15 protein-coding genes are annotated in these 16849 nt (G+C 61.5%); 9 read left to right on the forward strand and 6 right to left on the reverse strand.

Annotation, left to right across the window (positions count from 1 at the left end):
• The first annotated feature begins 93 nt into the window (after positions 1-93).
• Genes EI28_RS08155 through EI28_RS08170 form a run of 4 tightly spaced genes read left to right on the forward strand, consistent with a single transcriptional unit; the run spans position 94 to position 5176 of the window.
• Complete coding sequence (locus tag EI28_RS08155; protein ID WP_048114131.1) at positions 94-732, forward strand: hypothetical protein; 639 nt, start codon at positions 94-96, stop codon at positions 730-732.
• Positions 719-3205, forward strand: coding sequence for a type II/IV secretion system ATPase subunit (locus tag EI28_RS08160; RefSeq protein WP_048114132.1), 2487 nt, complete (start codon positions 719-721; stop codon positions 3203-3205). The genes EI28_RS08155 and EI28_RS08160 overlap by 14 nt, the downstream gene beginning before the upstream one ends.
• Positions 3202-4125 carry a type II secretion system F family protein gene (locus tag EI28_RS08165; protein WP_048114133.1) on the forward strand — a complete coding sequence of 308 codons (924 nt, stop codon included), beginning with the start codon at positions 3202-3204 and terminating at the stop codon, positions 4123-4125. Before EI28_RS08160 ends, EI28_RS08165 begins: the two co-directional genes overlap by 4 nt.
• A 1-nt stretch (position 4126) precedes the next feature.
• Entirely contained in the window at positions 4127-5176 is a 1050-nt protein-coding gene (locus EI28_RS08170; RefSeq protein ID WP_048114134.1) for a type II secretion system F family protein, read from the forward strand.
• A 73-nt stretch (positions 5177-5249) separates the two neighbouring features.
• On the opposite strand, the gene EI28_RS08175 is transcribed toward EI28_RS08170, so the two are convergent.
• The gene (locus tag EI28_RS08175; RefSeq protein ID WP_197018476.1) at positions 5250-5831 is read right to left on the reverse strand and encodes a GrpB family protein; all 582 of its coding nucleotides are present in this window, start codon (positions 5829-5831) and stop codon (positions 5250-5252) included.
• The gene (locus EI28_RS08180) at positions 5828-7315 is read right to left on the reverse strand and encodes a cobyric acid synthase (RefSeq protein ID WP_048114135.1); all 1488 of its coding nucleotides are present in this window, start codon (positions 7313-7315) and stop codon (positions 5828-5830) included. Before EI28_RS08180 ends, EI28_RS08175 begins: the two co-directional genes overlap by 4 nt.
• Positions 7316-7374: 59 nt before the next feature.
• Between EI28_RS08180 and EI28_RS08185 the strand changes: the two genes are divergently transcribed.
• The 3 genes from EI28_RS08185 (at position 7375) to EI28_RS08195 (ending at position 9834) form a co-directional block, all read left to right on the forward strand.
• Entirely contained in the window at positions 7375-9021 is a 1647-nt protein-coding gene (locus tag EI28_RS08185; RefSeq protein WP_048114136.1) for an adenosylcobalamin-dependent ribonucleoside-diphosphate reductase, read from the forward strand.
• Between the two features lie 42 nt (positions 9022-9063).
• Complete coding sequence (gene yciH, locus EI28_RS08190) at positions 9064-9369, forward strand: stress response translation initiation inhibitor YciH (RefSeq protein ID WP_011844832.1); 306 nt, start codon at positions 9064-9066, stop codon at positions 9367-9369.
• A 129-nt stretch (positions 9370-9498) separates the two neighbouring features.
• Positions 9499-9834 (forward strand): type II secretion system protein E, encoded by a 336-nt coding sequence (locus EI28_RS08195; RefSeq protein WP_048114137.1) that lies wholly within the window; start codon positions 9499-9501, stop codon positions 9832-9834.
• A 6-nt stretch (positions 9835-9840) separates the two neighbouring features.
• On the opposite strand, the gene EI28_RS08200 is transcribed toward EI28_RS08195, so the two are convergent.
• Together EI28_RS08200 and EI28_RS08205 are read right to left on the reverse strand one after the other, a co-directional pair.
• Positions 9841-10101 (reverse strand): hypothetical protein, encoded by a 261-nt coding sequence (locus tag EI28_RS08200; RefSeq protein WP_048114138.1) that lies wholly within the window; start codon positions 10099-10101, stop codon positions 9841-9843.
• Positions 10094-10591 carry a YkgJ family cysteine cluster protein gene (locus tag EI28_RS08205; RefSeq protein WP_082223131.1) on the reverse strand — a complete coding sequence of 166 codons (498 nt, stop codon included), beginning with the start codon at positions 10589-10591 and terminating at the stop codon, positions 10094-10096. Before EI28_RS08205 ends, EI28_RS08200 begins: the two co-directional genes overlap by 8 nt.
• Positions 10592-10686: 95 nt before the next feature.
• Here EI28_RS08205 and EI28_RS08210 point away from each other — a divergent pair, with 95 nt between their 5' ends.
• Entirely contained in the window at positions 10687-11865 is a 1179-nt protein-coding gene (locus EI28_RS08210) for a sugar phosphate nucleotidyltransferase (RefSeq protein WP_048114139.1), read from the forward strand.
• A gap of 95 nt (positions 11866-11960) precedes the next feature.
• Here EI28_RS08210 and EI28_RS08215 read toward each other — a convergent pair whose 3' ends face one another.
• Positions 11961-12929: a hypothetical protein gene (locus EI28_RS08215; RefSeq protein ID WP_048114140.1), complete on the reverse strand. Its 969-nt coding sequence runs from the start codon at positions 12927-12929 to the stop codon at positions 11961-11963.
• Between the two features lie 52 nt (positions 12930-12981).
• On the reverse strand, positions 12982-15015 hold the full coding sequence (locus EI28_RS08220; RefSeq protein WP_048114141.1) for a hypothetical protein: 2034 nt from the start codon (positions 15013-15015) through the stop codon (positions 12982-12984).
• Between the two features lie 271 nt (positions 15016-15286).
• Between EI28_RS08220 and EI28_RS13190 the strand changes: the two genes are divergently transcribed.
• Entirely contained in the window at positions 15287-16711 is a 1425-nt protein-coding gene (locus EI28_RS13190; RefSeq protein ID WP_052379707.1) for a hypothetical protein, read from the forward strand.
• Positions 16712-16849: the final 138 nt, after the last annotated feature.

Below are 16849 nucleotides of genomic sequence, written 5' to 3' on the forward strand. Positions count from 1 at the left end.
TAATAATAGCATACTGATGTGATATATTGTGATAGGGGGTAAAAATCCCCTTTCCGGCATACAAACTGCAAAATACCGTACCTGAAGATCTGCATGGACATAAACGACCTTATGGACGAGATCCTGCGACAGTCGACGAGCGAGGGACGCTTCACTCTTGACGAGTTGCTGCACTACAGTAGCGGCCATTCCCCGACCGGAATAGGGGTTTCGAAAGAGAAGGAACACACGTTCTTCCTGATTTTCTCCGGGGGCGAACCGGACGGTGCCATGTTCGTCGATACGATGGGGACACTCTTTGGAGATTCGGCCGTCCTGCGCCTGACCGGGCGGGAAGAGTTCGAACTCTTCCCGGTGACGCCGCCGATTGTCGACGCGCTGGTTTCACGGTGCAGGGTCTTTGACAAAAGCCACCTGAAGAAAAACGGTCGCCTCGACATCCCGACCGTCGGCACGCCTGCCCGGCAGCGGATAGGAGTGCTCTGCCTGATCGTGCGCGACGGCCGGACGCCTCTTGCCGGAGCCCACGTCGCGATCCGGAAAGGAAAGGTCGTCATGACGAGCGATGTGACGGATTCCGAGGGAAAGGTCAGTTTTCGGCTGCTCAATGGGCGCTACATGTGTGTGGTCTCGGATCGGATCGGAGAGCGGACACGGCGCATCATCGAGTTCCATGAACCTCAGGTAGAAGCGTACGTTGATATTGGGGGCACAGAGGATGAGTTCAGGTGAAGATGAAGAACGTGAATTGATAGCAGCAGTCAGGAACCTTCTTGCACAGCCCGGGAAACAGGAGACCGGCGACGGAGAAACCACGGCGGAGAGCGTCGATACGGGTTTGCCGCTCCAATCCCCGGAAGAGGATGTGCGGGAAGAGACGGTTCCGGAGGTTGCAGAGCCCGTTACCGATGAAATTGACGAGCAGCCGGAGCCTTCGCCAGTGCAGGAGCAGAAGAGCGCGGAGATCCCGCAAAAGAGTACGGGGATCCGCTCGCTCATCGACACGGTGGCAAGGTCGGGAACCACCGCCGAACCGCGTGTACCTTCCGGCAAGGACCCCGTCAGGGCACTCCTCGACCGGATCGGAGGGAGCAAGGCGGACGGCGGTGGAGAGGCCGTGCCCCCCCCGACGGTAGAGACGCACGGTGTCCATGCGGAGCAGGATGTGCCGGCTGATCCGCCGGCGGCGGTTGAGGATTTCGGGGCGGAGCAGGATGTGCCGGCTTCTTCCCCCGGGGACCACATCCCTGCGGGAATCCTCGATCGGGTGAAAGGATGGCGCGAGGGCGATGAATCCGGCACCACCGGGCCGAAACCCCGCGTTGTGGGAGACGTCGATGATCCCGGAATCGGAGGAGATCCATCCGACGGCGTGGTAACGGTAGAGGAGCTCGGGAACCTGGCGGATCTGATCCTCCCGAAGAGCGCGACGTTCACGATCGATGAACTGAGCATCAACCGCAACGAGCACCATTTTGATTTCGTCGACAATGCCAGGGTCGTGTCGGAGTTCGACGATATCTTCTCCCAGTCCCTCTCCTCCACTTCACTTGCTGCGGCTGCCGCACAGGTGGTGACCCCCGCCGAAGAAGTTCCGCAGCCCCGGTTCGGGTTCCTCAAAAAGATCCAGGTGCCGAAAGTCGGTGCCGTGGTCGAGGAGTACAACCCTGCGTTCCACGGCCCGCTCGTCGATCTCGCGATGCGACCGTCGCCGGGGGTGGAGGAGATCGAACTCTATCCGGTGAACGAACCGTATGCCTATGTCCGGGTGACCTACGACAGCGCGACGCACGAGTACACCTATAACGTCATCGAGCCCGTGCTCACGCCCGGGGAGCAGGAACTCTTCCTGGAGATCAAAGAGCGGCTCTTTGAGACGCTCAACATCACTTCCCGTGACCTCACCCGCGACGAAGCACGGACGGCGCTCCGCGATGCGGCGAACATGATCATCGCCGACTACGGGATCCGCCTCGAGCCTCTCGGGCGCGAGAAGATCCTCTATCACGTGGAGAAAGAGTTCCTCGGCGACGGGCTGATCGACCCGGTGATGCACGACAAGTATATCGAGGATATCTCCTGTGACGGCGTGAACAGTGCCATATTCGTCTATCATACGACCTACGAATCGATGAAGACGAGCCTCGTCTATCGCGATCACGTGGCGCTCGACTCGTTCGTCACGAAACTTGCGCAGCGGGCCGGGAAATACATCTCCATTGCCGATCCGATGCTGGACGCCACGATGAGCGACGGATCGCGTATCCAGATGACGCTCGGGGCGGAAGTGACCGCTCACGGTTCGACGTTCACGATCCGTAAGTTCCGGGAGGAGCCGATCACGCCGACGGACCTTATCGAGTGGCACACTTTCTCGCCGCTCGGGATCGCCTTCATCTGGCTCGCGGTCGAGAACGCCAAGTCCTGCATCTTTGCCGGCGGGACGGCGTCCGGAAAGACGACGACCCTGAACGCCGTATCGCTCTTCATCCCGCCGCTGGCAAAGATTGTCACCCTCGAGGATACCCGGGAGCTGAAACTGCCTCACCCAAACTGGATCCCGAGCATCACCCGGGACTCGTTCTCGCAGGACGGGCGGGGCGAGATCGATATGTACGAACTCCTGCGTGCCGCCCTCCGGCAGCGTCCGGAGTACATCCTGGTCGGTGAGGTCCGTGGCAAGGAGGCCCTGACCCTCTTCCAGGCAATGAGCACCGGTCACGTCACCTACGCGACGATGCACGCCGACTCGGTGGCAAGCGCCGTCCACCGTCTGGAGAACCCGCCGATTGACGTACCGAGGAACATGCTCTCTGCACTGAACCTGATGTCCATCCAGGTGCAGGCCCGTATAGGCGGTCAGCGGATCCGGCGGAACAAGCAGCTCATCGAGATCCTGGATATCGATCCCCGGACGAACGAACTGATCACGAATGAGGTCTTCCGGTGGCATCCGGCAACCGACGAGATCCGGTATTCCGGCAAATCCTACATCCTCGAACAGATCATGGAAGACCGGGGCTGGAGCGAGGAGCGGATGCGCGAAGAGCTGAAACGCCGGCAGGAAGTCCTTGAATGGATGCGTATCAAGAAGATTCGCCATTTCAAGGACGTGAGCAAGATCCTGGTCTCCTACTTCCGCGATCCGGAGACGGTCGTCCAGCGGGTGCGTGCCGACCTCTACGGGGAGGGTGGTTCCGCATGAACAGTTACGAGCGGTTCTGCTTCAACCTGATCGGGCACGGCCTGAAAAAGAAGCGGGGAGACTACATCAGCCTCCGAAACGACCTGATGGGAGCCCGGATGAATACGCCGTTCGAGGCGTATCTTGCGACCGCTTACGTTTCCTCGGTCGCCGTGGGGCTGGCCGCCGCCGCGCTCCTCGGGCTCCTGGCCTACCTCCTGCGGATTCCCGATATGATCGTCTATCGCGGAGCGGTTCCGGAAGTCCTGTATGCGTTGAACGACTACAAGATGCTGCTCGGCACCGTCGCCATCACGGTCATCTCTCTCCTGGTGTTCGGGGGGATTACCTACCTGATCTACCTCCTCTATCCCGGTATAAAGGCGGGAGAACGTCGCCGGAATATCGATGCCACCCTTCCGTATGCCATTAACTACGTCACCGCCATGTCTTCGGCCGGGATCACCCCCGACGAGGTCTTCCGGCTGCTCGGCCAGAGCACGATATACGGCGAAAGCGCCGTCGAAGCGCGCTACATCTCCCGGGAAACCGATTTCTTCGGGAAGGATCTTCTCGATGCCCTGCGAACGGTCTCGCAGGCGACGCCGAGCGAACGGATGCGGGAGTTCCTGCAGGGAGCCGTTGCGAGCATCTCCAGCGGGAGCAACCTCACGGAGTACTTCCGCAACAAGGCTCACCAGTACACGCTCGAGAACAACCAGCAGCAGAAGTCGTTTTTAGAGACGCTCGGGCTGATCGCGGAGTCCTATGTCACCGCGATGGTCGCCGGCATGCTCTTTCTGATCATCCTGCAGTCGGTGATGACGATCCTCTCGGGCGACTCGGATCCGCTTTTCCTCTGCATCATCATCTACATGATTGTGCCGTTCGGGAGTATGATGTTCGTCGTCCTGATCAGTTCCATGACTCCGGAGGTGTGATATGGGATTCAAAGATATTTTCAACGATTTCTTGAACAGGAGGCCTTCGGATCAGGAGATTGTTCCGGATGACGCCCTGGAGCCCGAGCGGTTCGTGGAGCAGGATCAGGAGATCTTCGGCAGGATTGAGAACTGGCGGAAGTACCAGGAAGGGTTTTACCGGTTCCTCAAACACCCGGTCAGGGTGATGATGGAGGAGCCCTACACCGTCCTCTTCGTATCCGTTCCGGTCGCGCTCCTCCTCTTCATTGGCGGGTTCGTGAGCATGGTGACGTCCTACGGCATCGGCGCCCTCTTCACGACGACGATGATCGACGACGTCTTCGTCTTCGCGCTCCTCATCGCCATCGTGCCGCTTGCCCTCCTTGATTTCAAGGAGGCGTGGCGCATCTCGAGCGTCGAGGCGTCGCTCCCGAACTTCTTCCGGGATGTGGCCGGAATGAACGATTCGGGCATGACGCTCCCGCACGCCATCCATATCGTCTCGGAGGGTGAATACGGGGCGCTCACGCCGCACATCCGCAAACTCGACACCGAGATGTCCTGGGGGGTCCCGTTCGTGGAGGCCATCCGCCGGTTCGGGAAGGTCGTGAACACCCCGCTTACGGAGCGGAGTGTCGACCTGATCGCCCACGCGAGCTCCGCCGGCGGCGACGTGAGCGAGGTGCTACGGGCGGCGGCGCACGACGCGTACGAGTTCTTCAACCTGCAGTCGGAGCGCAAAAACGGGATGATGATTTACATGGTCATCATCCTGATGTCGTTCTTCGTCTTCCTCTTCGTCATCGGGGTGCTCTCGGGTACCTTCCTCACCACGATGGCGGAGGCGGGGGAGGCGGTTGCTGCGTCGGGTTCAAGTTCGGCCCAGTCGTTCATGGGCAACGTGGACCTCTTCCTCTACAACCGGCTCTTCTGCCACGCCGCGCTGATCCAGGGATTCTTCTCGGGGCTCGCGGCGGGCATCATGGGCGAAGGCCGGGTGGTCGGTGGGCTGAAGTACTCGGCGCTGATGGTGTTTATCGCCTGGATGGCGTTCCGGTTCATTATCTGAAAGGGCATTTAAGGAGCATGGATCTTCGGGCTAACCCGGCCCGGAGTGAAGTCGGGTGTTGGGCCTCCAGGGCCTAACACCGACCGATATTGTATTTTTTCCAGTACCATCGTAACGCGTCACGTTCCACGCGTTTCACAAAACTGTCTTTGCCGTTGCAGTATTGCCCTATATCCCGTGGATACCGCATGGCAAGTTTCGACTTGAGAGCGGCATACGCACGGCTGATCTCGGGATGGGATCTCAGATAATCGCGAAAGGCCAGATGCCTTGTAATGTTCTGGACATTATCGTACTGGAAGGCGTGTATCTGGTGGGTGCGGTTCTCCCCGCCCTTGCGGAAGTAGCGTCTTCCGGGTATGCCGAGTTCGCCCATGGCTTCATAGCCGATAGCCTCGAATTGCCCGGATCTCTCGTCAACCTGCTCGATGTCAAGGACAGCCGGCATGATATCGATGATGGGTTTTGCCCGGAGGCCCGGCACCGACGTGCTGCCGATATGAAAGATCTGCACCAGATTCTCTTTCAGGATATCTTCTATCCGGCGGGCTTCCGTGCGAAAGAGGTCCGGCCAGGCGGGGTTGTAATCGACGACGCGTACGTGTATGTAATCGAGGGCGGCTGCGTCCGATGGAGAGATCTCTCTTCCACTCATCCTCTATCACGTGAGTCGGGAACAATAAACCATTTCAGAATAGCCCCCATATCCACGTGCTCCTCGAAGTGCCGTGCCAGGTCGTCGTAGGATGCCGCGGCCCCGAGGGTGCCGCTCTCCGCCGTCACCGGTTCGAAGGCTACGCCCCGCTGCTCTGCGAGGTAGGTGAGGAGGGCGTTTACGGCGCCGGGGTTCTGGAAGAGGCCGTGCATGTAGGTCCCGAAGACCAGGCCGTCGGGAGTTGAGGCTCCTTCCCCGGCGAACGCTTCGGAGAGGTCGCCCCGCTCCGTCTCGCCCATGTGGATCTCGTAGCCTTCCACCTCCCCCATCGCCGGGAGGATGGGGCCGGGGCCGGTCGCCCGGCGCCGGACCTGCACCGTCGTCTTGCGGTAGCCGGTAAAGGCTGTCACGACGCCGAGGAGCCCGAACCCCGGGTGCTCCGCCGGGTTCTCCGACTCGATGGCGGCGTCATGGATCCGGCTCCCGAGCATCTGGTAGCCGCCGCAGATCCCGATGATCGGGACGCCCCGTGCCCGGGCGGCCCGGAGTTCCTCCCCCACGCCGTGTCGGTTCAGCACGGCGAGGTCCTCGACGGTGTTCTTCGTTCCGGGCAGGATGATGCAGTCGTAGCCGGAAAGCGATCCGCCGGGGGGGACGTAATCCACCGTGGCGTGCCGCTCGAGGAGCTCGAAGTCGGTGAAGTTCGAGATCCGGGGGAGGCGGAGGACGGCGATCCTGACCGGGCAGGCGCCCGCCCGTTCCCCTTTATCGGCGATCGAGAGCGAGTCCTCGCTCGGGAGGGGGATGTCGGCGAAAGGCACCACCCCGAGCACCGGGACGCCCGTGAGTTCTTCGAGTTTTTCGACGCCCGAGGCGAAGAGCCCGGGATCTCCCCGGAACTTGTTGACGATGACCCCGGCGACGAGGGGGCGGATATCCTCCGGGAGGAGGGCGAGCGTCCCGTAGACCTGGGCGAAGACCCCGCCCCGCTCGATATCGGCGACCAGGACGATGGGGAGGCGGAGCGAGCGGGCGAGCCGTATATTCGCGATGTCGCGGTCGTAGAGGTTCACCTCCGCCGCTCCCCCGGCACCTTCCGCCACCACGTTCCCGAACCGGCTCCGAAGCCGCTCGAATGCAGCGACGGCCTCGGCAAGAAGCGTATCGGTCTCCCTGTAGTAGTCCCGGATCTGCACATCCTTATAGGGGCGGCCGAGCAGCACCACCTGCGAGACCGAATCGCCCTTGGGTTTGAGGAGGACCGGGTTCATGTCGGCCTCCGGCTCGACCCCGGCCGCGAAGGCCTGGACGGCCTGGGCGATCCCGATCTCGCTCCCGTCGGCCGTGACGTAGGAGTTGAGGCTCATGTTCTGAGATTTGAACGGCGCAACCGGGATTCCACGCCGGTAGAGCGCACGGCAGAGCGCCGCAACGGTCAGGCTCTTGCCCACGTGGGATGCTGTTCCGAGCACGATGAGAGACATTGCCGGCAGAAGAATTGGGCACGACGGGTTATTAAGTGCGGGGTTCCATCAGGGATCATATGGAGTTCTCCCCTGCCGCCCGCCTCCTCCTGGAGAGCCGCTACCTCCTCCCGGGCGAGACGCCGGCCGGCCTCTTCTCCCGGGTCGCCGACGCCGTGGGCGGGACGGCACGGTCCCGCGAGTTTTTCTCGCTCGTATCGAGCCTTCTTTTCCTCCCGAACTCCCCGACCCTGATGAACGCGGGCACCCCCTCCGGGCAGCTCTCGGCCTGCTTCGTCCTTCCGATGGAGGACACGCTCGAAGGGATATTCGGAACCCTCGGCCACATGGCGCTCATCCACCAATCCGGGGGAGGAACCGGGTTCTCGTTCTCGCGCCTCCGGCCTCGCGGCGACGCCGTCAACGGGGTCACGGGCGCCGCAACCGGGCCGGTCTCGTTCATGCGGGTCTTCGACGCGGCGACCGGGGCGGTCAGGCAGGGCGGCCGGCGCCGGGGGGCGAACATGGGGGTGCTCGCGGCCTCCCACCCCGACATCAAGGAGTTCGTCACCGCAAAGCAGGAAGGGGGGCTCTCGAACTTCAACATCTCGGTCGGCGTCGACGAGAAGTTCTTTTCGTGCGTCGCGACGGGGAAGGAGTACGACCTCGTCAATCCCCGCGACGGCACAATCTGGAAAAGCATCGACGCCCGATCGCTCTGGCGTCTCATCGCCGCGTCCGCCCGGGCCTCCGGCGAACCCGGGGTGCTCTTCCTCGACGAGATCAACCGCCGAAGCACCACTCCCCACCTCGGCCCCATCGAGGCGACCAACCCCTGCGGCGAGCAGCCGCTCTACCCCTACGAGAGCTGCAACCTCGGAAGCGTCAACCTTGCCCGGTGCGTCAGACTGCACGACATCGACGAGGACCTGCTCGCGAAGGTCGTCCGGTGCGGCGTCGACTTCCTCGATGCGGTCATCGACGCGAACCGCTTCCCCCTGCCCGAGATCCGGGAAAAGACCCTGTCGACCCGCAAGATCGGCCTCGGGGTCATGGGGTTTAGCGAGGCGCTCATACGCCTCGGGATTCCCTACGAGTCGGAGGAAGCGCTCCGGTTCGCCGGGAGCCTGATGGAGCGTATTCAGGAGACGGCCCGGGAGCGATCGGAGGAACTCGGGGCACAGAAGGGCTCGTTCCCGGCGATCGAGGGCTCGGTCTTTTCGGGAGAGATGCGCAACGCCACCGTCACCACCATCGCCCCCACGGGCTCGATCCACCTCATCGCCGGGACCACAAGCGGCATCGAGCCGGTCTTCTCGTTAGCCTACGACCGGACGATCGACGGCCGGCCGGTCAGTATCGTAAGCGATCTCGTCGCCGGGTTCCTGCCCCGGACCGCCGGCGGGAAGGATGTCGCGGATCACGTCCGCCGCCACGGCACGGTTGCCGGTCTTCCCCTCGACGACCATGCCCGGGACCTCTTCAGGACGGCCGTCGAGATCGCACCGGAGCACCATGTCCGGATGCAGGCAGCGTTCCAGAAGCACGTGGACAACGCCGTCTCCAAGACCGTGAACCTGCCACAGAGCGCAACCGTCGACGAGATCGCCCGTGTCTTCTCCCTTGCCCACGATCTCGGATGCAAGGGCACGACCGTCTACCGCTACCGGAGCAGACCCGACCAGATATTCTCGTTAGGGTGCGATGTCTGCCTGATTGACGGATGACCATGCCAAATAATATATAACGAGAGCTGAAAGGTACATGCAATGAACGGTGGGATATGTCCGACCTGCGGACTGCCAAAAGAACTGTGTATCTGTGAAGAAGTAGCCAAGGAACAGCAGAGAATCAGCGTAAAGATCAACAGGCGTCGGTATGGAAAAGAAGTCACGGTCATCGAGGGCCTCGACCCTTATGACATCGATCTCGAAGACCTCTCCAAGTTCCTGAAAGCGAAGCTGGCCTGTGGCGGCACGGTCAAGGACTCCTCGATCGAGCTGCAGGGCAACCATCGCGAGCGGGTGAAAGATCTGCTCGCCCAGAAAGGATATAACATGGAAAATATCAGTTGACCGGGTAGTCCTCCACCGAGGACCCGGACACTTTTTTTTGCGAAGACGCTGCACCCGGAAGCCGGACCTATCCCCGAACGGCAGACAGTATAATCAGCAGAGAGATGCAATGATGGGAGTGGACGACCTATGGTAATGAGATGTTCGTTTGCGCTCGATCCCGACCTGATGGAGCAGATCGATCAGTTCGCCAGAGATCACGCGCTCGACAGAAACGAGGCGATTCTCGAGTTGATCGAGGCCGGCCTTGCCTGCAAGGAGGCGGGGACGCCGACGGCCCGGCAGCCGCGAACGTTCGAGGAGTTGAGCCGGCTCCAGCAGGAGCTTGAGGATGTCAAAGAAGTCCTTACCGAACTCCGCAACGAAGTCCGGCTGGTCCATCACACGATCGAGACCGACTGGAACAACGAGGCGAAGGGCGTTCCGTTCCAGACGAAACATCCCTGGGAATTCTGGCGGAAGTAAGCCCGGTTAGCTGATGATGTTTGCGATGCTCCGAAACCCTTCTTCCTGCTTATCATCGCAGAGAATCGCCTCGACCTTCGCCATATCGATATCGGGTGCGTCGCGGCACCGGCTGCAGTAGGCCCGTGCCGGCGACGGCAGTTCTCTCCCCCCGATCACGACGCTGGCGGAATGGACGCAGAGCCGGCATTGGGCGACGGGAACGCTCTCTTTTTCCGTACACTGAACCCGGCCCCGGATAACGGGAAGACGCCGGGGTTCACTCATAGGCCTCGACCCGGTAGCCGGAACGCCCGAGGATCGCGGCAACCTCGCTCTTCCAGGCGATGTCGTCGTCGGTCGCGAGCGGTGCGACCCCCTCATCCCAGCACCGGACGAGGTCGGCATCCCCGGTGACGAGGCTTCTCCTCCCCTTCACCTTCCCGACCTCCTCTCCGCCGGAATCGAAGATCCGCATGGTGCAGCAGACGTAGGAACGGCAGATCAGCGGACGGCTGTTATGGATGGTGCAGATGTATTTCCCCTCTTCCCCGGGAAGGCCCCGGAGGAACGGGCACCAGGAGGGGTGTCTGTCGTTTTCGGCGGTATCTCTGAAGGCGTCGAGGAACCGCTCCTCGACCCGGGCGCGGAACGTGCCGCCGACGACCTTCTGCCGGCAGAGGAAGTCGCGGCTGGTGAGCCGCTTTTCGATCTCGATGAGCGCGTCTCCTGCGTGCATGCAGCACTTCCCGCAGAGTGTACATTCGAATGCCGTCATTTCTGTAGATTCTTTGCATGCCTGAGGATAAAGGTTGGGAACGGGTGCCCCGTGCTGCCCCAAGGGTTAAATCGATACGCATACAATGGAGTGGCATGAAGGTGTGCATAATGTGCGGAGGGGAGGGCACACGGCTCCGCCCCCTCACATTTGGGCGTCCTAAACCGTGCATCCCGATAGTCAACAAACCCTCGATCCAGCACCTGGTCTCACACCTCGCGAACCTCGGGTTTAACGATGTGGTGATTACGCTCGGCTACATGAGCGAGTCCATCGAGGCGGCCCTCGGGGACGGCTCCCTCTTCGGGGTCAACGTCACCTACGTCCACGAGAAGACGAAACTCGGGACGGCGGGGAGCGTTAAGAACGCCCAGAAATACCTTGAAGAGCAGCCGTTCCTGGTCGTCGGCGGCGATCACGTGGTGGGCTTAAACCTGCTCGAGTTCTACCGCGAGCACCTCGCAAACGACTCGATCACCACGATAGGGCTCATCAGCATCGACGACCCGACCGAGTACGGGATCGCCGAGATCGACGCGGATTACCAGATCAAACGGTTCAAGGAGAAGCCGAGCCCGGGGGAGATCTTCTCGAACCTCGCGAGCACCGGTATGTATGTCTGCGACCCGGAGGTCTTCGACCACATCCCGAGCGGCGAGAAGTTCGACTTCGCCCGCAACCTCTTCCCCGAACTGATGGAGCAGGGTTACCCTCTCAAAGCCTGGCTTGCCCGCGGCAACTGGTCGGACGTGGGGAGCCCGAGGTCTCTCCGCGAAGCGGAGCGGTGGAAACTGCAGGATATCGGGTTTACGAACATCTCCGGCGACCTCTACATCAAAGGCGCCCGGATCCTCGGCCCGGTGCAGATAGGGAGTTCGGTCTCGGTTGCGGCGAACTCCCGGGTGATCGGGCCGGTCTCGATCGGCGCCGGGACGATCATCGAGGAGAACGTCGTCATCGGGCCGTACACGAGCATCGGAGAGGGCTGCATCATCAAGAACAGCGCAAAGATCTTCTCCTCGTCCATCTACAACCGGGTGGTGATCGGGAGCGACAGCACTGTCAGCGGGAGCATCATCGACAACGATACGCTCGTCGGCAGCGGGTGCAACATCGAGCACGACACGGTCATCGGGCCGCGTGCGGTGCTGAAAGGCGGCGTGGTCGTCCACTCCGGGACCCGGCTCTGGCCGGAGGTGATCATCCCGGAGGGGACGGTCGTCAAAGAGCACGTCTTGAACGAGGACTACGATACCCGGACCGAAGGGTCGTAGGGCCCCGGTATCCCCGGATCTCTTTTTACCCGCAAGGACTCTCCCGCGGGCGTTTCTCTCCGCAAGGTGCCGGCGGAGCGTGGAGCCAACCTGCTTTAGATAATGAGGCTCAGGACGATGATCTCCGAGCCGTCGGCTCCGTGGGCCGTGACCACGACGTCCACCGGCGTGCCGTTGTTTGAGGCCCCGACCCCGGTCCAGGCGGCCTCCGATCCTCTGGCGGCCTCAAGTCCCCCGGGCGGATCGACCGTCGCGGCAAAACCGCTCGCGGCACACGCGGAAGCATCGGAGACGTCGACTCCGTTCATCAGGACCGAGAACGGCGCACCGGGGTCGAGCACGGAGGCGGGAGGCGCGTCCTCGACGGTGAGGACGATTGCGTCGGGCGCGGTGCGTTCTGCGGAGACGGTTGTCATGACCATCGCCGTTCCGGGGTTTACGTCGATCATCCCGGCACCGAGCATTGCATGGGCGGCGAGCGGGGGGAGAACCACGATGACGAGGATGATGGCGGCCGTGGAGCAGAGGAGGAGCCGGGATGCCGCGGCACCCTCGCTCGGCCCGGCTGCTCTCTCCCGGATGAACGAGACGACGAAGGCCCCGAGGGCGGCGAGGGCCGCCATAGCGAGGCCGATGGCGAGGAGGGGAAGGAAGAGATTCGCGAGGGTTTCATGGGCCAGAGAGAGGACGTCGGAGAGTCCTGCGGCGTATCCGTGCCCGAAGACCGATGTTACCATTGAATACATCTCGAGGACGAGAAATGCCGTGAACCCGGCGGTCCCGCCCGCAAGGACTGCAAAGTCCCTCTTCATCCCGCCCTCGCGCTGCAGGGCGGCCGGGAGCATCCCGGCAAGGAGGAGGGCGAGGATACCGAGCACCAGGCCCTGGAACGTGTCGATGCCGTCGAAGAGTCCGTGGTTGTAGCAGGCGATACCGCCCCGGCACCATGTATGGACGTAGGTCTGGAGCACCACCAGCAGTCCGCCGCCGACCAGGCCGGCGAAGAGCGCGGCGGGGAGGAGGCGTCTGAGGTCTTGCAGGGTCGTCTGGCGGTCGGGTGTCATGGATTCACACCGAACTTACCTTTCCGAGATTCACCTGCAGGGTGGGTGACGTTCACGGCGATTCACCCCCCCGCCCCGCCGCTGCCTGGACTGCGTAGATCACCACCGCCAACGCGGCGGCAAGGCAGAACCCGAGGGCCATCCAGGCAAGAGGGGAGAGCCAGGGGGCGGGATGCAATCCGTCCCAGACGGCAAGCATCATCATGAGCGGGTAGATGAGGATGCCGAAGACAAGGGTGCCCGAGACGAGAACCGCCCGGAAAGGCCGCTTCAGGGGGAGGTAGCGCCTGAGGAGAAGGTACGGCGCGATCACCCCGAGACCGATGAGCGTGAGGGCCGACAGGAATACCATGAGGTTCAGCAGGGCATCGAGAAGAGTCGATACGCCGAGAGGCTCGCTTGTGGGGAGGTAAAACGGGGGGATTGGCATCCATGTCGAACCGGTCAGGTAGGCGGAGATGAGGGAGAGGAACAGGAGGACGGCGGCGAGGAGCGGAATCGCAACCATGAGTCGCCTTTTCCTGGTCTTCAGTTCGGTCAGCGCACCCGCAAAGAGGAGCGCGACGGAGCACCCGAAGAGGAAGGGCGTCAGGAGGAGGATGCCGGCATACCGGATCATCTCTGAGATGTAGAGGAACGGTTCCGCCTCCGGCATCCGGATCAGGTGTTCTTCCTCGTAGAGCCCCTCGCCGGGAGCCCTGATTGCCGACGGGGAGAGCCGCTGTGCGATCAGCGCTTTGAGAGACCTGTCCGGATCGGGGCCCATGGTGTTGTATGTCCCGTAGTAGACGATGAAGAAGTCGTTGCTCCTTCCGTCGTCGAACGGCCTCTCGTAGGTGAGGATGTAGCCCCTCGTGGTCTCGTTGACAAAGAGCCAGGCGGGGTATTTCCGCTCCGCGTCGGAGCGCTCGAACCCGGTGGCAAGGAGGTGGTCGCCGAGATCGAGCGTCGTCTCCGAAATTCCTCCGAAACTTTTCAAAGATTCGAATGCCGTTTTTTTATCGCTTCTGAACGTCCGTTCGTTCTCGTACCACCACTGTTCGACGATGTATCTCTCCTCCGTGTGTTCCCGGGTGTATACTGTACGGTATACCTTTCCGGAGAGAGAGGAGAGCGAAAGAGGGCTACCTCCAAGACAGGGTTCGTCGATGAGATAGTTGCCTTCGATCGTGGGGACGGTGGACCACGGGTGTTCGAGATCCCCTGGCCCCTGGGGAACAAACCAGCACCGCTTCAACCAGGGATTGGGGCTGGAGTGATCGTAGCCCGTAAGAAAAAATCCGGGTTCGAGGTATCCCGGGACGAACCAGACGAGGAGGAGGCAGAGGAGAAGCAACCCGAAGACCCGGGCCTGCCGCGGCGGGTTGCCGCCCCCCTTCAGGAGACGGCGGACGACCAGAGGAACAGAGAGCACCGCCGCCCCGGCGACCCCGAGGCAGAGGACGGAGAGGGTTGAGAGGGAGAGGGAGAGCCAGGGGATGAGGGACGGAACGGGATCGATCCTGAAGATTGCCGCCATCAGAATGGGAAAGAGGAGGGTGCCGAGCGCTGCCGCGGCGGCGTACGGCCGCTTCATCGGGACGTACCGGTCGATGAGGAGGATGGGCGCGATCGTCGCGAGAGAGAGGAGGCCGATGCCCGAGAAGGAGATGACGGCGCTCATCAGGACGTCGGCGGCGTGCGATAGGCCGAAGTAATTCCACCCGGGGACGTAAAACGGCAGTATCATCTGCATCGATCCCCCGAGGTAGGCGGGGACCGGGTAGAGCAGGAGGAGCGCGACGGCCAGGGCGGGCAGGGCGAATGCCCGCACGCCCGGTCCGCTCATCTTCCTCGCCAGTGCGAAGAGAAGTGCCGCGGAGCACCCGAAGAGAACGGCCGCGAGCAGGTATACGCCGCCGTATTCGAAGATGATGAACGGGTAGGTGTTGCCCCCGCCGAAGAGTTCCGGCGCGAGAAAGCCTGGAAGGAACCAGATGAGCGATATGCAGAGCAGGTAGAGTCCGGCGATCGCCGCCGGGTGCGGCGGCTGTTCCCTGAGGTAGTTTCTTGTCCAGCGGGTGATGGTTTCTCGTATTCCTCTCATCTCGACGCCCCGTTCAGGCCTCCATGCCCCTTCTCGTCCGCGAATAGGCATGTCGGCTGCGAAACGGTCTTCTTGAGGTGCCTTCAGAGCATTTGAGGTCCACTGGCCCCCTGAATCAAGAGCGGCCGTTTCTGGTTGTTCGAAATGCTATTTAATGTTACATATACTTTCTGATATATTCAAGCAGGTTAAGTAGACCTTATGCGAATTTGACGCCTGTCACCGGCGCACCGGGGCGAAATCCGCCTGGGACGACTACGGCAACCTCGGCATGACCGTTCGCTACTACGACTCGGGCGGCTCTTGCGACTCCATGGTCAGCGATCTGGTGGTCTCCGCCCCGGTCCTTCAGTTCACTCACGCGGGCGGCCAGATCGGGATGTGGAACCATGATTCGGGTATCCTGAGCGACAACGACGGCGATGTGACCTATACCCTGCGGTTCTACCAGGATATCGATACCGACGGCGACGGCATCCCCGACTGGCTCGAAGTGGCCGGCTGGTGGGACGGCTTCGGGAACCGGTACTTCACCGACCCGTACAGCGCTGATTCCGACGGCGACGGCCTGACCGACGGCGAGGAGGCCGGGCAGATGGTCCTGGTCAACGGGAAGATCTACTTCATCCTCGTGAGCGACCCGAACAGCGTCGACGGGGATGGGGACGGGATCAGCGACGCACTCGAACTGGACGAGTTCGGTACCGACCCGCTGGCGCGCGACTCGGATCACGACGGCCTGACCGATGCCTACGAGCTGGACAACGGTACCAATCCCAATAATCCCGATTCCGACGGCGACGGCTGGGTCGACGGCAAAGACGGCGAACCTGGCGATGCCGACACGCACGAGTACAGCGCCGGGCGCGCAGCGGCCGAACTGGTCCTCGGGTTCACCCTGGGTGCCTACGCCGAGGAGAACCACGACAACGTCTACTACCTGATCGGCTCATCGCTGAGCGGCATCGTCCTCGTCGGCGACATCCGGGACGCCGGGGTGTACATCTCCCAGGGGGACAGGCAGATGGCGCTCGTCTGCCTCGTCGGGCTGGTTCCCACGGGCGGTGACGGAGCACGGTACATCTCGAAGATCGGGAAAGAAATGGCCGAATACTCGGCGGAAAATGCTGCCAAAGTGTCCGCGAAGATTGAGTTCCGGCGCACGGCCGTTGAGGCCATCCAGAAGAGCGGTGCGGGTGAGGTGGAGAAAGTCGCCTTGCTCGACGAAGCGTTCCTGGGGCTGGGGACAAGAGTTGTCAGAGCAGCGGATGGTGTTACTGCCGATGACGTGCTTGATCTCGTTGGCGATGAGACAAAGAAACTCACGCCAACCGAGATGCTGCGAGTGACCAAACGTGGGGACGGAACTGCTGTCTGGCTGGAGGAAGGTACACTTGACTCGGCTGGTGGTGAGGTTCTGGGAACCGTATATGACAATGGTGGATCCGGATGGGTTCATATCCAGAATAATCACATCTACTATCATGGTACCAACCAGTTTAGAGATGTCTTCGGCCCTGTGTATGAGGATCAGGATGCAATAAAGAATCTTATCCTGGATGGGGCGAAGAATGGGCAAAAGATTAATGATAACGGAGTCTACCACTACGTGGAGCCGAATTCTGGGGAAATATTGTTGTTGATTATTGGAAGTAATGGCTATATTGTAACGGCACACCCCTTGAGGATGAACTAACATGATGGATGAGTTGAAGGAAAAACTCAAATTTCCAACTTTTATTCGGGGTACGGTACCTGATGCTGTATATCTAGATAGCGTCTACACACAGCTTGTTCTTATCGAATTTGCTAGCGGGCAAAAGGCATACGTCTT

It is taken from the genome of Methanoculleus sp. MH98A, from assembly GCF_000691865.1.
Taxonomy (GTDB): domain Archaea; phylum Halobacteriota; class Methanomicrobia; order Methanomicrobiales; family Methanoculleaceae; genus Methanoculleus.

What these genes read in the sequence shown, in the direction of transcription:
- EI28_RS08155 (WP_048114131.1), top strand. Translation starts at nt 94, where the DNA reads ATGGACATAAACGACCTTATGGACGAGATCCTGCGACAGTCGACGAGC.
- EI28_RS08195 (WP_048114137.1), top strand. Translation starts at nt 9,499, where the DNA reads ATGGTAATGAGATGTTCGTTTGCGCTCGATCCCGACCTGATGGAGCAG.
- EI28_RS08160 (WP_048114132.1), top strand. Translation starts at nt 719, where the DNA reads ATGAGTTCAGGTGAAGATGAAGAACGTGAATTGATAGCAGCAGTCAGG.
- EI28_RS08200 (WP_048114138.1), bottom strand. Translation starts at nt 10,101, where the DNA reads ATGAGTGAACCCCGGCGTCTTCCCGTTATCCGGGGCCGGGTTCAGTGT.
- EI28_RS13190 (WP_052379707.1), top strand. Translation starts at nt 15,287, where the DNA reads ATGACCGTTCGCTACTACGACTCGGGCGGCTCTTGCGACTCCATGGTC.
- EI28_RS08180 (WP_048114135.1), bottom strand. Translation starts at nt 7,315, where the DNA reads ATGTCTCTCATCGTGCTCGGAACAGCATCCCACGTGGGCAAGAGCCTG.
- EI28_RS08170 (WP_048114134.1), top strand. Translation starts at nt 4,127, where the DNA reads ATGGGATTCAAAGATATTTTCAACGATTTCTTGAACAGGAGGCCTTCG.
- EI28_RS08215 (WP_048114140.1), bottom strand. Translation starts at nt 12,929, where the DNA reads ATGACACCCGACCGCCAGACGACCCTGCAAGACCTCAGACGCCTCCTC.
- EI28_RS08210 (WP_048114139.1), top strand. Translation starts at nt 10,687, where the DNA reads ATGAAGGTGTGCATAATGTGCGGAGGGGAGGGCACACGGCTCCGCCCC.
- EI28_RS08205 (WP_082223131.1), bottom strand. Translation starts at nt 10,591, where the DNA reads ATGACGGCATTCGAATGTACACTCTGCGGGAAGTGCTGCATGCACGCA.
- EI28_RS08175 (WP_197018476.1), bottom strand. Translation starts at nt 5,831, where the DNA reads ATGAGTGGAAGAGAGATCTCTCCATCGGACGCAGCCGCCCTCGATTAC.
- yciH (WP_011844832.1), top strand. Translation starts at nt 9,064, where the DNA reads ATGAACGGTGGGATATGTCCGACCTGCGGACTGCCAAAAGAACTGTGT.
- EI28_RS08185 (WP_048114136.1), top strand. Translation starts at nt 7,375, where the DNA reads ATGGAGTTCTCCCCTGCCGCCCGCCTCCTCCTGGAGAGCCGCTACCTC.
- EI28_RS08165 (WP_048114133.1), top strand. Translation starts at nt 3,202, where the DNA reads ATGAACAGTTACGAGCGGTTCTGCTTCAACCTGATCGGGCACGGCCTG.
- EI28_RS08220 (WP_048114141.1), bottom strand. Translation starts at nt 15,015, where the DNA reads ATGAGAGGAATACGAGAAACCATCACCCGCTGGACAAGAAACTACCTC.